The organism is Paenibacillus sp. ALE2, from assembly GCF_054113385.1.
The window spans coordinates 1,232,304-1,247,158 of sequence record NZ_CM134213.1 but is presented as its reverse complement, the minus strand read 5'-3'; the positions used below and the strand labels follow the sequence as shown (position 1 = coordinate 1,247,158).

Genomic DNA, 14,855 nt, shown 5'->3' with positions numbered 1-14,855 from the left:
AACCAAGATATTTATAACTAGGGTATTGCCAATAGAAAGCGATATCATTATAATAATCGTGCAACCGATTGCATAATATTTTTTATTGAGCACTACCCATGCTATACATACTATAAGGGATGGAGACTGAACGAGCATGAAAAAACTTCTATCATTTGATTTTTGGCAAAAGCTTGGGAAGGCACTTCTTGTGGTTGTTGCTGTCATGCCAGCAGCCGGGATTATGATTTCACTTGGTAAAGTAGTAGCGATGTTGGCTGGCGATATTCATTTCTGGGTGACTGTCGGCGGGGTCATGGAGAATCTGGGTTGGGGTATTATCAACAACTTACACATCCTGTTTGCCGTGGCGATTGGTGGTTCCTGGGCTAAGGAACGAGCGGGCGGAGCTTTTGCGGCCTTAATTGCTTTTGTTCTCATCAATATTTCAACAGGAACGATTTTGGGCGTATCCTCGAAGATGCTAACACAAGAGGGAGCAACTACCCATACCCTCTTCGGTGCAACGATTCCAGTTAGTGGTTATTTCACCTCTATTTTGGGGGCGCCTGCACTCAATATGGGCGTGTTTGTCGGTATCATCTCCGGCTTCGTTGGGGCCGTGGTATTTAATAAATATTATAATTACCGCAAGCTCCCCGATGCTCTAGCTTTTTTTAACGGTAAGCGTTTTGTTCCTTTTGTCGTGATTTTATGGTCTGTAATCGTTAGTTTGATCATGTCTGCTGTCTGGCCATTTGTCCAAGGAGGGATTAACCAATTTGGCGTCTGGTTGGCGACTTCGGGAGAGTCGGCTCCTTTTGTAGCGCCGTTTGTCTATGGTACACTAGAAAGACTGCTGATTCCTTTTGGTCTTCATCATATGCTGACCGTTCCTATTAACTATACTCAACTTGGTGGCGTTTACACGGTGCTCACGGGTTCTGGAGCAGGAAGCGTTGTTGCTGGGCAAGACCCGCTGTGGCTGGCTTGGGCTAGTGATCTCAGTGCACTTCGTGGTACGGATCCGGCAGCCTACAACAGCTTGCTGGGAGACGTAACGCCTGCCCGCTTCAAAGTAGGACAGATGATCGGCGGAGCGGGTATCCTTATGGGGCTGGCCGTGGCTATGTATCGCCGCGTAGATAAAGATAAACGCAGCAAGTACAAGTCAATGATTTTCTCTGCAGCAGCAGCCGTCTTTTTAACAGGGGTGACGGAGCCGCTGGAGTTCATGTTTATGTTCGTAGCGCCCGTGTTGTATGTAGTTTATGCTATTCTTACCGGAATCGCGTTCGGAATGGCTGATATCATACATCTGCGTTTACATTCATTTGGTATGATTGAACTGCTGACTCGATTGCCATTGTCTATAAATGCGGGGTTGGTACAGGATATAATCAACTTCGTGCTGACTTGTGTTGTGTTTGCGGTAGCAACCTACTTTATCGCGTATTTTATGATCGGTAAATTCAAAATGGCTACGCCAGGAAGACTGGGGAACTATACGGATGAGGAGCCTCAAGCGACTTCCGAGGCAGAGAGTACATTAACGGATGGTGTGGCAGCGGTTTCAACTCAAAATCAATTGGCTGCGGATATCATCAAGACACTTGGGGGTGAGCAGAACATTGTCGAGGTGGATGCTTGCATGACCCGTCTGCGTGTGACGGTGAAGGATACAGAAGCTGTCGGGGATGAAAAGACGTGGAAAGCGCTAGGCGCCTTGGGCTTAATTAAAGTAGATAATGGGGTACAAGCGGTTTACGGACCAAAGGCCGATGTGCTTAAATCAGATATACAAGACATACTCAATAGGTGATTAGCTTGAAATTGTTAACCTTAAATGCACATGCTTGGATGGAAGAAAACCAGCACGATAAGCTGAAGCAATTGGCTGCTTTTATTGATGAACAGCAGTTTGATGTCATTGCTTTGCAGGAAGTGAATCAGTCCATGAAAGAGACTCCTTTGTCAGCGGACGATTTGGGCGCGTACTATAGTGCAGATCCTGAAGTTGTCATTAAACGTGATAACTATGCTTATGTACTGAATGGGCTATTGTCCGATGCCTATCACTGGACGTGGGCTCCTGCGCATGTGGGTTTTGCCAAATATGACGAGGGTTTGGCGATTCTGTCCAAAGCACCGATTACAGCTACGGTGAACGAATATGTTTCCTCGGTACAGGACTATGACAACTACCGCTCGCGTAAAATTGTGGGCATTCAGACTGTGGTGGACGGAGTGCAGGCCTGGTTTGTCAGTGGGCATTATAACTGGTGGAATGATGAGGAATCCTTCCGCGGACTATGGGATCGTACAATCGAAGTGCTCGCTCCTTTAGCTCCGGCTCCTATGTTTGTGATGGGGGATTTCAACAACGCGGCTGAAGTGCGCGGAGAAGGATATGACTATGTATTGCAATCCGGTTGGTCGGACACCTATTCGAATGCAGCTGTACGTGATGCAGGACACACGGTTATCAAGGCTATTGCTGGCTGGGAAAGTAATGCGGAGCCGCTCCGTATTGACTACATCTTTTCCAATAAGGCCGCACATGTTCAATCTTCAACGGTCGTACTGAACGGGAAAACAGGACCCGTTGTATCCGATCATTTCGGCGTTGCAGTCGAGTTGGAACTGTGATGAACACAAAGGAGGCCAGTTGCTTATGCGATTGGCCTTTTTTTTACGGAGTTCGATTTTAATCGAATGACATATTGAATAACAATCGCAATCAATACTAATATCATATTGTAATAAAAGGGGGTACTGAGGCTAAAACGTTCCATGAGTGCACCTGCGATGATCGGAGACGCAATGGCCCCCAATTCGGATAAAGATACGACATTGCCGATAAATGAGCTTCTATTGTCTTCAGGAATAACATCTCCTAGCTGCGAGTAAAAGGAATCCAGATAGCTGGCTCCTCCTATACCTCCGATGAACATCCCTAAGTATACGATCCACGGTTCTGTGAACCACAGAAATAGGATGATTTCCATCATGATCAACAATAGACCGATGATACATAGCAGCAAGCGATCCTTGAGTATATCAGATATTTTGCCAATAAAGGGTGCTGATACAAAGGTTGATATGCCGATGATTGTAAAGGCTAAGCTGATTTCTGCTGGACTCCAATGGAGCTTGTAGGTCGCATATACTGAGAAGTATGTTAAAAATATAGCAAATGCACTCATTTCAAGAAAATGAACGGTGGAATAAAGCAACAACTGTTTCGTTAATTTGATTCTTCTCTGCGATTTTTGAAAGGGGGGATGCTGTGGCTGTGGCTTTAAGAGAGAATTAGCGAAAGTCATTCTTGAAACGGCAACGAAGGATATACAGGCAAAAAAAGCAACGAAATAGAATGGAAAGGATAAAGAAAAATAAAAAACGATAACTCCACTTATAAGAGGGCCTAAAATCATACCAGCACCTTCACTGCTGCTGATATATCCATTGAGCGTGCCTCGATTCTCTGCGGTGCTCATATGGTTGATCGTGACTCTGACGAAGACGGTTAGCCCTATAGCCACCAAGCCTTGAAGAAGTCTAAGTATAGATAAAACAATGAAGCTTCCTGCAACCGGGAACAGAAGCATACAAACAATTTCGGCGATGAGTAAGCTCAACCCCAAGCGTTTTGCACCGATCTTTTCATATATTTGTCCTGCCATGCCTCCACCAAGAAATCTTCCCACATAAAACAAAGAAAATAAAATGCTCATGCCAAGTGTAGATATCCCGAATTGCTCTACATAAATAGCAAAGAGTGGAAGGAACATGCTTCCACTCATGTTAGCAATAAGGCTGATCACGATCATACAGGCAATATTACGATTTAAATATAAGTGTTTTACCATATCCTCGGAACCTCTCTTTGGTTTGCATCGTGGGAACCGTTATTCGGTTTACACCTGATTACGGATGAACGGCTTCAAGTCGAGTTAGTCGGTTCCCATATAGAGTACGCAAGTGAGTTCCTCGCGGTACCCAAATCCCAATGCATTGATGGAGGTATGAGCAGCGGATAAGAGGAATTCTTTTGTTTAATTTATGCTCTGTTCGTATGACAAGGGAGTGGTGTAGCCTTTAAGCAGGGAAGCCGCCTCCTGGTGGTGGCCAAGCTCCATAAATACGGCGCAGCAGTACAATTTCACCCAAATGATAGGAATTGTGGGAAGCGATATTTCGCAGCAATCCCGCTTTTGTTTCACCTGGGAAATGAGCCAGTGATTCATCCAGTTGCGCGGTTTCGGCAATTTGCACAGCCCGATCTACGCCTTGTAGAAATTCATTAATGACAGCCTGCCATGCCTCTTCGCTTTGCGGTCCAGTTTCTTCGGGCCAGCTTTCCATGACATTGCCCGGAAGCTGGGGCTTCCGTCCTTCCAAATGCTCCAGCATAAATTGCTGCCAGTAAATCATATGTTTCAGTAGTTGATAAATGCTGTAGGGCATTTCTGAGTTTTTCTTCCCTGCTAGCTCGACGTTAATGTCTGGCAAAGCCCGAGCCACGCGAATATGTCCACGTTCCCCGACCAGTGATTTAACCAGCGCTTGACCGAATAATTGGTTGGCATCCGACATGTAGGATCATCCCTTCTATGAGAGCTTGTTTCTAGCTTAGTCTTATTTTACGATTATACAATTATATTTTCCAAAATGTAAATGAATACGTGGTTTAAAATAAAGGGCAGAAATCATTTTAATAAAGCAGTTGATAATTGTTCTCAATTAAATTATAATAATATTGTTTCAAGAGAAACAATAAACGACATTTATATGTGTTGTTTAGTATATACGGAAACGTTAAGGGGAGATTTCCCGTATATATATATTGTTTCCGTTGAAACAATAGGTGGTGGGAATAAAGTTTTTAGATAGGGGTGTGAACATGGATTACGAAGTGGTTGTTGTAGGCGGCGGACCCGTTGGGATGTGGTTGGCTGCTGAGTTGGCATTGGCGAGCGTAAGCGTATGTGTAATTGAACGTTTGGAGGAGCCCATTCGCCAGTCGCGTGCGCTTACGCTACATCCACGGACACTTGAGATGTTTGATATGCGTGGATTGAAGGAGCGGTTTATGAAGCACGGCAGACCTATACGTACAGGTCACTTTGCAATGCTGGATACCCGCTTGGATTTTTCTGTGCTTGATAGTTCCTCCAATTATACATTGTTTATCCCACAGGTGATTACAGAGCAGTTGATTGAGGAGCATGCGCTCAAGCTGGGAGTTGTCGTCCATCGTGGCATGGAAGTGGTATCTGTGCGGGAGCAGGAGCAGGGCGTAGAAGTGGTGAGTGTACGCACGTCTGGACCACAAGCCAATGTATCGGTGATGACTGCTGCCTATGTCGTAGGAGCGGATGGGGCCGGGAGCATCGTGCGGAAACAAGCGGGGATTGCTTTTCCGGGCACGGATACTACTCTGACTGCTGTATTAGCGGATGTAGAGTTAGCCAATCCGCCTGAAAATGGCGTACATTCCGAATATAGTGAACGAGGCGGGGTGATGATTGCCCCCGTGTCTCCAGGTATTTATCGGGTTATTTTGACTACACTTCGATTGAAGGATGTCCCGAAAGACGCACCTGTAACGCTGGAAGAAGTGCGCACAGAGCTGTGCGATCTGCTTGGTACAGATCTTGGCGTATCCAATCCTCGCTGGTTATCTCGATTTGGGAATGCAACGCGGCAGGCGCAGACCTATCGTAAAGGGAGAATCCTGCTAGCAGGTGATGCTGCGCATATCCACTTCCCGGCAGGTGGGCAGGGAATGAATGTTGGCTTGCAAGAGGCTGCGAATCTGGGATGGAAGCTAGCAGGAGTGATTCGTGGCTGGGCTCCAGACACGCTGCTGAATAGCTATCATGACGAACGCTATCCGGTTAATACGCAGTTTTTACGGAATACCGAGGTTCAGACCCGCTTAATGGATTTTACGCCTGCTGTCTTGGCGCACCGCCAATTACATGAGGAATGGTTCCGCCATCCGGAAATTAATCGGTCTATGGCAGAGCAGATTAGTGCACTGGATGTATGTTATCCAGGGGCTGGCAATATACCGCAGCATCCGCTGAACGGGAAACGGTTTGCTGATTTTGAATTGCGGTTGCCTAACGGAGTGACATCGTATGCTTACGATCTTCTTCATGAAGGCCGATTTGTGCTTCTCCATCTTGCACAGGATACTAAGGTATCGAATGAGTTTCGCCATATCTCACTTTCACATATTTCATATGTGGAGGCCGTAGCTGAAGAATTGCCCGTTGGATGGAGAGATGTGCATACGGTTCTCATCCGTCCGGATGGGTATATCGCTTGGGCTGTTTCTGTGAAACAAACGGATATATTGAGTGTTATTAAGGATGCATTGTCACGTTAATATAAAGGAAAAAGGTATGATCATGACCATATTGTTTCCTGTGAAACAAATGTGGGCTATAATGAAAGGAGGAGTATGCCAAAGGAGTGACTACTTGTTCGTATGGAGAAGGCGACATCGGTTCAGCATGTCTATGATTTGCTTATTAAGATGAATCACCAGCTGGAGCAGCATCAGCAGAGAGAGGGCATGATCTTTCTCGAGGAAATCCGCGAGCACTTTGACGGAATGACTTCGCTCAATATGACGGATGTGCACGTTATGGATTGTATTGGGAGGCATGAGCCGATCAATGTTACAACCTTAGCGGAACGAATGGAGCTGAGCAAGGGGACCGTTTCGAAAGTTAGCACCAAGCTGCTCAAGGAAGGCTGGATTCGCAGAACCCAGCTGAACGACAACAAAAAAGAGATTTATTTTCGGCTAACCCCGTTGGGGAAAAAGCTCTTTCTTGTACATGATCGGCTGCATGCTAAGGCACAGCATCAGTTATTTCAATTTTTAGATCGTTACAGCTCGGAAGAACTAAATGTCTTGAAGCGTCTGCTGTCCGATGGCGTAGGTTTCTTGGAAGCTATGGAGTAGCAGAAGATGAGTCTCAATTCAAAGGACATTTAAATCATCGACAATGTGCACCTGTTTATTCTTCATGTGATAGCCACATGGAGAGATGCGGGTGCTTTTCTTTTAATGCAATAGCCGTTTTGCTTCCATATAGAGCACCTGCACGAACTTTTTCGTATTAATGCGGGCTTGAGATAGTGAAGGCTCCACATTGTTTTGCAGTTCCAACATTTTTTTGCGGATTTCTGTAAAATCAAAAAATTTGGATGCATAATTTTCAAACTTAGGATGGGTATAGTCGGTCAACCCGAGCGATACAATATGGCTTAATGTCTGGAAAATAGCGCGGCGGACACGCTGCTCCGATGCCTTGATTTCCTTGCTTAGCTCTATTGCTGAAGCTGAGTCTCCTAATCGTTTCAACGCTATATTAGCAAATATATCCTTTAGCGAGGGAAACAGATAGGGGGATAGATTGCCTGTTTCCTCCTCATATTGGTCCAAGTATTCCAACATATCCAGTAAATCTACACTTCCGGCTTCGCCAATCATCCCCATTTCGGAGAGCAGAAACTGTCCCGAACTTACAATGTTTCGAGTCGGTTCCAGTGTAGATGATGGGCTATTCGATGTGAACATCGACAGTCCTTGCAATGTGCGCTGAATATCTGTAATCGACTGCTGCATGCGCAGGCGTTCGGTTACTTTTTGGATAACTGCAATAATTTCCAGTCGGTTTAAGGGCTTGGCAATATAATATTCAATACCGAGTGAGTACGCCTCACCGATCATGTTTTTGGATTCAATCCGAGAAATCATAATGATTTTTCCGCTAAATTGATCACCGAGTGCACGCACGGTCTGAATGCCGTCACGAAGCGGCATCAGCAGGTCAATCAGCAATACATCAATTCGGTTCAGCTCCAGCAGGCCGCTATTCACGTAGGAACCATCCTCCGCTTCCCCAACAACCTCTCCTAAACCCTCGTCTTCAATAATGTCTGCCAGCATCGAACGAATCCCCTGATCGTCATCTACAATATAAAAACGCATCCGGGCTATCTTCCTTTCTCCGTGAGTTTCCGTAAAGGTAATATGATTCTAAAAGTGGTCTGTAATTTATCTGTATGCTCATCTTCATTCTGTAGTAGTTCAAGCGTTCCATCAAGACTCTCCGCGACTTCACGCACATAAAATAAACCCATGCCGGTCGAAGGCTGTCCTCCCTCATCATACTTGGTCGTGTATCCCGGTGTGAAGATCATTTCCCGTTTGCGCTGAGGAATACCTGGACCGTTATCGGTGACACTAAAGGATATTATATCCTCTTGTCCTGGTAGAAAATGAATGGAGACGTCAATCCTTCCACTGTCTTTCATCGCTTCTACTGAATTGGAGGTCAGATTGTTAATCAGAGTGAGAACTGTATAAACATGCAGTTTGGGCAACAAAGGATCGAAATTCAGCGTGAAACGGATAGACTTGCCTAGCGATTGAGCGTATTTGCTGTTCGTTCGGACGATCAGCTCGCCAAGTTCCTGTGAGGTCATATAATGCACGTCGCTTTCCGAATCAATGAGCTTGGACAAACCGGCAAAAATCCGCTGGCTGTCTTTTTTAATCTCATGGACTTGTCCGGAAATACGAAGTGCCTGTCTGGCGTAATGTTCTCTATCTTTCAGAGATTCATCCTGCTGCAGCTCGCGGTATAGCTCATAGCTTTCACGGGTGATTTGCTCTGCATGTGACAAAGTTTTGCCTAACTGGACTGACTCCTCATACAAGTCCGATACCAGGAGTAAAATTCGCTCCGTTTGCTGTCTTTGTGCCTCTTCATGCTGAACAGATTGATTTAATCGAATCATATTATAGAACCCAAGCACAAAGAAGCTGCGGATCATGGCCATAAAAGCCACTTTGCTGATCTTAACGATGTCCCAGAAATCACCGTCAATGCTTCGCCGGACACTAAGCTCTGCCACACTTGCGGCAACCTCAATTCCCACAGAGAGGATGCCCACACGCAGTGCGCGGTAAGGCTCAGCATTAATGTTAAGAACCTGAAAGAGCAGGCCATAAACCATATAATAAAAAAAGGTAGGTCCATGCAAGGTCATTAATTCTTCAAAGGAAGAGCCGGGATGAAGGTAATGATTGAGTGAAATACGAAATGCAACTACTGCTATCCCTGCAAACACTCCCGATAATGCAGGTGGAATATGACGTATAGATAACAGAAAGAAAAAAAATACGGGCGTACCAAAGCTGAGACGAAATGTATTATCGAACGGGTGAATATTCAACTCACCTGCTAGGGGTACAAAGATAAGCATCAGCAGGAAAAGAAGGGTATTTAGCTTCATCCATATTCACCTCCGGGTATTTGTTTCAGAAAGTCAATGTAAGATAAATTCACAGGCTTAGCATTAATACTTGTGAATTTATAGAAAAAAACAAATACATGTGTAGATAACTGTCGGTTTTTATAGTTCGGATTGTAGTATAAATAACATCATCTGAATATTAAGAGCTGCATACTGCAAAAATATACAAACCAGCCAGGGGGGACATGAAGTGAAAAAGATTAATTTAACAATGCAAATCTTTATCGGTCTGGCTTTAGGTATTATTGTTGGTGCCTTATTTTACGGCAATTCAGGGGTGGAAGTCTACTTAAAGCCGATCGGTGATATTTTCATCCGCTTAATCAAGATGATTGTCGTACCTATTGTAATCTCAACGCTCATTATTGGTGTAGCCGGCGTCGGAGATATGAAGAAACTGGGGAAACTCGGCGGGAAGTCGATTCTGTACTTCGAAATTGTAACGACCATTGCGATCCTGTTTGGTCTGCTTGTTGCCAATCTGGTTCGTCCCGGTGAGGGCGTGGACATGTCCCACCTGGCCAAGAGCGATATCCATTCCTATGTGGAGACTGCGGAAAAGTCAGGCCATAACTTTATAGATACGATTGTGCACATCGTACCTACCAATGTTATTCAAGCCCTGGGCGAAGGAGATATGCTGGCTATTATATTCTTCTCTGTATTGTTCGGACTAGGAGTGGCAGCGATTGGTAACAAGGGCAAGCCTGTGCTGAATTTCTTTGAAGGTGTAGCCGACGCCATGTTCTGGGTAACCAATCAGGTCATGCGCCTCGCTCCGTTCGGTGTATTTGCACTGATTGGCACGACAGTGGCCAAGTTTGGATTAGCCTCGTTATGGCCGTTATTGAAGCTTGTACTGTCAGTGTATGGCTCCATGTTACTGTTTATTGTGATTGTCTTTGGAATTATCGCCAAGCTTTGCGGTACCCGTCTCTGGACGATGGTTAAAATTTTGAAAAGTGAGCTGTTGCTTGCATATTCGACGGCCAGCTCGGAAAGTGTTCTGCCTAAGATCATGGAGAAGATGGAGAAATTCGGGTGTCCGAAGGGAATCACATCCTTTGTCATTCCGATCGGATATTCTTTTAATCTGGACGGCTCCACGCTGTATCAAGCACTGGCTGCAATTTTCATTGCCCAAATGTATGGCATTGATATGCCGATCACGACCCAAATCACGCTGGTACTCGTGCTGATCATTTCCTCCAAAGGGATTGCAGGCGTGCCGGGCGCTTCCTTTGTCGTGTTGCTCGCTACGCTGGGAGCAGTGAATCTCCCGCTGGAAGGTCTGGCCTTTATCGCTGGTATTGATCGTATTCTGGATATGGCGCGTACGGTAGTCAATGTTTTAGGAAACTCGCTTGCGGCTGTAGTCATGTCCAAATGGGAAGGACAATATGATAAAGAAAAAGGCGAGGAATACGTTGCTTCAATTAAATAAGATACATTGAACCGAATAGTGGATACCAAGAGCACCTTTGCGAAGTAATGCAGAGGTGTTCTTTTTGTTTCCAGACTTGTTAACATACTTCCTTTTTCGACATTTTTCGATGTTTTTTGTATGGATATATAGGTATATGGACACGAAAAATAAGTCTTAATACCTATACGATTATAGATTTATTTATAATGATTCTTAATAAAATTCCGATATTAAATTATACCGTTTTATATAACTGGCTTAGAAGGGAAGATCATATATGTTTCTCAAGAAAAATGAGTCTCAATCACTTGCTCCTTTAGTAGAAGAAAGCCGCAAACTCTCACAAAGAATACAGCAAAAGGATTATTCTGCTGCAATACAGGTTTCCTCAGCATCTCCTGAAATTCAACAAATCGCAAACAATGTCAACCAAGCGATAGAGTCCATGAAAAATGATGCTCAACATGTTGATATCCGTTTGAAGCTTGTTACCAAGGCGATAGAGATTGGCTTATGGGACATGGAGGTCATTGCGGGTGATCCCGTCAATCCAAGTAATACGTTCACATGGTCCGAAGAATTCCGTTCTATGCTGGGATATCAGAGCGAAAAGGAATTCCCCAATGTATTGGACAGCTGGTCATCTCGACTACACCCCGAAGACTATGACAGATCTTTGGCAGAATTGTCTGATCATTTACTGGATACTACGGGGAAAACCCCTTATGACGTACAGTATCGTTTGAGGCTGAAGCATGGAGAATATCGCTGGTTCCGGGCTACCGGAACGACGATCCGTGACCAGCAGGGAGTGCCGCTTCGTATTGCGGGCGCTCTGTTGGATGTGCACGATCAGAAGATTAAGTCCGAGGAGCTTCAGGCGCTAGTTACCAGATTTGATCTCATCAATCGTGTTTTGGTGGAGGCACCCTATGACGTCATTTTGGTGGATGGAGACATTGAGCACCCGGATAATATATTTTGGTGGTCCCAGCAATTCCGCAACACCTTGGGCTTTACAGACGAGAAGGACTTTCCAAGTGTATTAAGCAGCTGGAGTTCGCGTATACATCCTGATGATGCCGAACATGCAGTTAAGGCTGTAGTCGATCATTTAAATGACTATTCAGATCGTACGCCATATGATATGGTATGTCGCCTACAAAGTAAAAATGGAGAATATCGCTGGTATCAAAACAGTGGAAGAAGCATACGCGATAGCAAAGGAGTGCCTATTCGCATTGCGGGAACCATCCGTGATATCACAGTGGAAAAGGAAAAGCAGGCTGTTGCAGACGAGCTTACGCTCAAAATTCAGCATCTCTCCGACTCCATTACAGAAATGGTGAACGGTGTTAACTCGGTTAGTAACCAGGCACAGGAATTGGCTACGGCTCAAGAGCAATCGACAGAGGCAGCGAATCAGGCCAAAGTCAGTGCAGAAGAGACGCAAAACATTTCGAACTTCATTAAAGAGATTGCGAATCAAACGAATCTATTGGGTCTGAATGCTGCAATCGAGGCATCGCGTGCAGGCGAGCAGGGACGGGGATTTGCAGTAGTTGCAGATGAAGTCAGAAAACTTGCCATCCATAGTGCGGATGCGACCGGGAATATCGAGACCAGTCTGGACGAAATGAAAACACTCATCGAGCGAATTCTGCACAACATCGGGAATATGTCTACGCTGACACAAACACAAGCCGCGTTAACACAGCAAGTCAATGCATCTACGGACGAGATCAACAGTATGTCCAAAGCTTTGTTGGATTTTGCGAGAACGATGTAAGGCTTTAGACTTCATGTAAATAGTAGACCGGGCCATAGGCTCGGTCTCTTTACTGCTTTTGGTAGATGAACTATACTTTTGAGGATCAATCTAAGATGACCTCAGAGTAATTTCATGTGGAAAAGAGGAAGCGATTTGAGCCTACTTAGTTCAATATTGGTTGGAATTGTAGCGCTGGAGCACGTGTACATTTTAGTATTGGAAATGTTTTTGTGGACGACTCCACGCGCGATGCGTACGTTCGGTACCTCGAAGGAACTGGCAGGAGTGACCAAACCCTTGGCAGCCAATCAAGGGCTGTATAACGGATTTCTGGCTGCTGGATTGGTGTGGGGCTTGTTCTATCCCAATCCTGTGATCGGGCGGCAAATCGAATTATTTTTTGTCATTTGCGTAGTAGTGGCTGCAGTGTATGGTGCATTAACGGCTAATAAGTCTATTTTATTAAAGCAAGGTCTGCCTGCCATCTTGGCATTAATCAGTTTGCTGGTCTTCTAAAAGACGCCCTTAACGGGTGTCTTTTTTGCTAATTCGATCACATAATGTCTGCAATGCTAATGACAAGGGGAATAAACAGTTTTTGAACGATTGTAAATCCGACTATTCCGATTTATAATATTTTTCAATACATACTTAAATAATTTGGAGGCTAGAGCGATGCGTCGTAATTTGACAGGTATATTCGTATTCATCGTATTAATGTTGGTAGTAAGTGCATGCTCCGGCGGAAATTCGGGATCTTCGTCTGCGACGAATGGTAGTGCGTCTGGCACAGATGCAACTACAGCGGATAACGGACAGCCCAAAGATGGTGGCAGCCTGATTATCGGCGTGCAAGCCGATCCGGTGGTGCTGAATCCGAACTATGCGGGTGACCGGGTAAGTCTGACGATAGATCAAGCGATATTTGCACCTTTGTTCCAAGTGAACAATGGCAAGAAGACATTTTATTTGGCAGATAGCCTGACTCCTTCGGCAGACAAGTTGACCTATACACTAAAACTGAAAAAGGATCTGACTTGGCATGATGGCGAGAAGCTGACAGCTGACGATGTCGTTTTCACGATTAACAAAATTTTAGATGAGAAGCAGCACAGCTTCTTGAGAAGTAATTTTATGGTCAACGGCAAGCCGGTACAGGCGAGCAAGGTTGATGATACGACGGTGGACTTCAAGCTTCCTCAGCCAGCCCCAGCTTTTGAGGCGGCCCTGGTACAGGTATCCCCGATTCCGAAGCACATTTTTGAGAATGAAGCGGATATTGAGAAAAGCACGAAAAACAACACTCCGGTTGGATCAGGCCCTTTCAAATTTAAAGAGTACAAAACTGGCGAGTACGTTACACTTGAACGGTTCGATAACTATTTTGGCGGCAAGCCGCATCTGGATTCTGTGACATATCGAATTGTTAAAGATTCGAATGCTGCCAATTTAGCCCTGCAAAATGGTGAAATCAATGTAAACTATCTCGACCCACAAAACGTAGACACCATTAAAGCGACAGATAAGTTTGACATTTTCCCTTACAGCGAAGGCCGCTTGGCTTACCTGATGTTTAATGAAAACAGTGATACAAAGCAGTTGAACAAAAAAGAAGTACGTCAGGCGCTTTCTTATGCACTGAATCAGGATGAATTGATCCAGGTATCGTATGGCTCCAAAGATTATGCAGATACTGCAAAGTCCGCTTTGACACAGGATGTACTGTATCACACGAATGATGTTGCATTTTTCAATAATGATGTGAACAAGGCGAAGGAGCTGCTGAAATCGGCCGGCGCTGAAGGGCTGAAGCTGCGCATTATCATTCCGGGCGGCAACAAGGTTCAGGAAGCACAGGCGCTGTATATCCAGCAGAAGTTCAAGGATATTGGCGTTCAGCTGGATGTGAACAGTATGGATTCCTCAGCGTGGTCGCAAAAATTCGTTGATACGAATGCCAAGGATTTCGATCTGGCGATCAGCGGCTATATCATGGGGTATGACCCTGATGCGTATCGTATTTTGTATAGCACGGGATCGTCCTCCAACTATTCGCATTATTCTAATAAAGAAGTAGATAAGTTGTTGGAAGAGGGCGCGGGTGAGTCGGATACGACTAAACGTGGAGAAATTTATAAAAAGGTACAAGAAATTTTGGCTGATGATGCGGTTATCTACCCAATTGCATACACCAAAACGATTGTGGCCTTCGACAAGCAGTATGGCGGTATTGATCAGGCTGTGTTGAAGCCGGTCGTGATTTTCGAGGATTTGTCCAAAATTTATCACAAATAAGACAGGGTTTTCAAAAAATAAGCTGGGGTAACCAGC

The 14,855-nt window shown here is 45.0% G+C and carries 12 protein-coding genes; 8 read left to right on the top strand and 4 right to left on the bottom strand.

The window, feature by feature from the left end; all coding sequences use genetic code 11:
- Positions 1–136 precede the first annotated feature (136 nt).
- Together ACXHJ1_RS05350 and ACXHJ1_RS05345 are read left to right on the top strand one after the other, a co-directional pair.
- Entirely contained in the window at positions 137–1,801 is a 1,665-nt protein-coding gene (locus ACXHJ1_RS05350) for a PTS transporter subunit IIBC (RefSeq protein ID WP_016820178.1), read from the top strand.
- Positions 1,802–1,806: 5 nt separating this feature from the next.
- Entirely contained in the window at positions 1,807–2,628 is an 822-nt protein-coding gene (locus tag ACXHJ1_RS05345) for an endonuclease/exonuclease/phosphatase family protein (protein ID WP_017425637.1), read from the top strand.
- A 23-nt stretch (positions 2,629–2,651) separates the two neighbouring features.
- Here ACXHJ1_RS05345 and ACXHJ1_RS05340 read toward each other — a convergent pair whose 3' ends face one another.
- A complete protein-coding gene (locus tag ACXHJ1_RS05340) occupies positions 2,652–3,851 on the bottom strand; it encodes an MFS transporter (protein WP_457905723.1) in 1,200 nt (399 codons plus the stop codon).
- Positions 3,852–4,080: 229 nt separating this feature from the next.
- A complete protein-coding gene (locus tag ACXHJ1_RS05335; protein WP_457905722.1) occupies positions 4,081–4,578 on the bottom strand; it encodes a DinB family protein in 498 nt (165 codons plus the stop codon).
- Between the two features lie 307 nt (positions 4,579–4,885).
- Between ACXHJ1_RS05335 and ACXHJ1_RS05330 the strand changes: the two genes are divergently transcribed.
- Together ACXHJ1_RS05330 and ACXHJ1_RS05325 are read left to right on the top strand one after the other, a co-directional pair.
- The gene (locus ACXHJ1_RS05330; protein WP_457905721.1) at positions 4,886–6,379 is read left to right on the top strand and encodes a monooxygenase; all 1,494 of its coding nucleotides are present in this window, start codon (positions 4,886–4,888) and stop codon (positions 6,377–6,379) included.
- Between the two features lie 102 nt (positions 6,380–6,481).
- On the top strand, positions 6,482–6,964 hold the full coding sequence (locus tag ACXHJ1_RS05325) for a MarR family transcriptional regulator (protein ID WP_017425640.1): 483 nt from the start codon (positions 6,482–6,484) through the stop codon (positions 6,962–6,964).
- 102 nt (positions 6,965–7,066) lie between these two features.
- On the opposite strand, the gene ACXHJ1_RS05320 is transcribed toward ACXHJ1_RS05325, so the two are convergent.
- Both ACXHJ1_RS05320 and ACXHJ1_RS05315 read right to left on the bottom strand, forming a co-directional pair.
- On the bottom strand, positions 7,067–7,996 hold the full coding sequence (locus ACXHJ1_RS05320; protein WP_038978236.1) for a response regulator: 930 nt from the start codon (positions 7,994–7,996) through the stop codon (positions 7,067–7,069).
- 5 nt (positions 7,997–8,001) lie between these two features.
- Positions 8,002–9,306 carry a sensor histidine kinase gene (locus ACXHJ1_RS05315; protein ID WP_038978235.1) on the bottom strand — a complete coding sequence of 435 codons (1,305 nt, stop codon included), beginning with the start codon at positions 9,304–9,306 and terminating at the stop codon, positions 8,002–8,004.
- Between the two features lie 211 nt (positions 9,307–9,517).
- On the opposite strand from ACXHJ1_RS05315, the gene ACXHJ1_RS05310 reads away from it, so the two are divergent.
- The 4 genes from ACXHJ1_RS05310 to ACXHJ1_RS05295 all read left to right on the top strand — a co-directional run bounded on the left by ACXHJ1_RS05310 (position 9,518) and on the right by ACXHJ1_RS05295 (position 14,819).
- Positions 9,518–10,771 carry a cation:dicarboxylate symporter family transporter gene (locus tag ACXHJ1_RS05310; protein WP_040102351.1) on the top strand — a complete coding sequence of 418 codons (1,254 nt, stop codon included), beginning with the start codon at positions 9,518–9,520 and terminating at the stop codon, positions 10,769–10,771.
- A 259-nt stretch (positions 10,772–11,030) separates the two neighbouring features.
- A complete protein-coding gene (locus ACXHJ1_RS05305; RefSeq protein ID WP_457905720.1) occupies positions 11,031–12,542 on the top strand; it encodes a methyl-accepting chemotaxis protein in 1,512 nt (503 codons plus the stop codon).
- Between the two features lie 135 nt (positions 12,543–12,677).
- A complete protein-coding gene (locus tag ACXHJ1_RS05300) occupies positions 12,678–13,040 on the top strand; it encodes a DUF1304 domain-containing protein (RefSeq protein WP_016820188.1) in 363 nt (120 codons plus the stop codon).
- A gap of 159 nt (positions 13,041–13,199) precedes the next feature.
- Complete coding sequence (locus tag ACXHJ1_RS05295) at positions 13,200–14,819, top strand: ABC transporter substrate-binding protein (RefSeq protein ID WP_019685838.1); 1,620 nt, start codon at positions 13,200–13,202, stop codon at positions 14,817–14,819.
- Positions 14,820–14,855: the final 36 nt, after the last annotated feature.

What these genes read in the sequence shown, in the direction of transcription:
- ACXHJ1_RS05350 (WP_016820178.1), top strand. Translation starts at nt 137, where the DNA reads ATGAAAAAACTTCTATCATTTGATTTTTGGCAAAAGCTTGGGAAGGCA.
- ACXHJ1_RS05340 (WP_457905723.1), bottom strand. Translation starts at nt 3,851, where the DNA reads ATGGTAAAACACTTATATTTAAATCGTAATATTGCCTGTATGATCGTG.
- ACXHJ1_RS05335 (WP_457905722.1), bottom strand. Translation starts at nt 4,578, where the DNA reads ATGTCGGATGCCAACCAATTATTCGGTCAAGCGCTGGTTAAATCACTG.
- ACXHJ1_RS05330 (WP_457905721.1), top strand. Translation starts at nt 4,886, where the DNA reads ATGGATTACGAAGTGGTTGTTGTAGGCGGCGGACCCGTTGGGATGTGG.
- ACXHJ1_RS05325 (WP_017425640.1), top strand. Translation starts at nt 6,482, where the DNA reads ATGGAGAAGGCGACATCGGTTCAGCATGTCTATGATTTGCTTATTAAG.
- ACXHJ1_RS05320 (WP_038978236.1), bottom strand. Translation starts at nt 7,996, where the DNA reads ATGCGTTTTTATATTGTAGATGACGATCAGGGGATTCGTTCGATGCTG.
- ACXHJ1_RS05315 (WP_038978235.1), bottom strand. Translation starts at nt 9,306, where the DNA reads ATGAAGCTAAATACCCTTCTTTTCCTGCTGATGCTTATCTTTGTACCC.
- ACXHJ1_RS05305 (WP_457905720.1), top strand. Translation starts at nt 11,031, where the DNA reads ATGTTTCTCAAGAAAAATGAGTCTCAATCACTTGCTCCTTTAGTAGAA.
- ACXHJ1_RS05295 (WP_019685838.1), top strand. Translation starts at nt 13,200, where the DNA reads ATGCGTCGTAATTTGACAGGTATATTCGTATTCATCGTATTAATGTTG.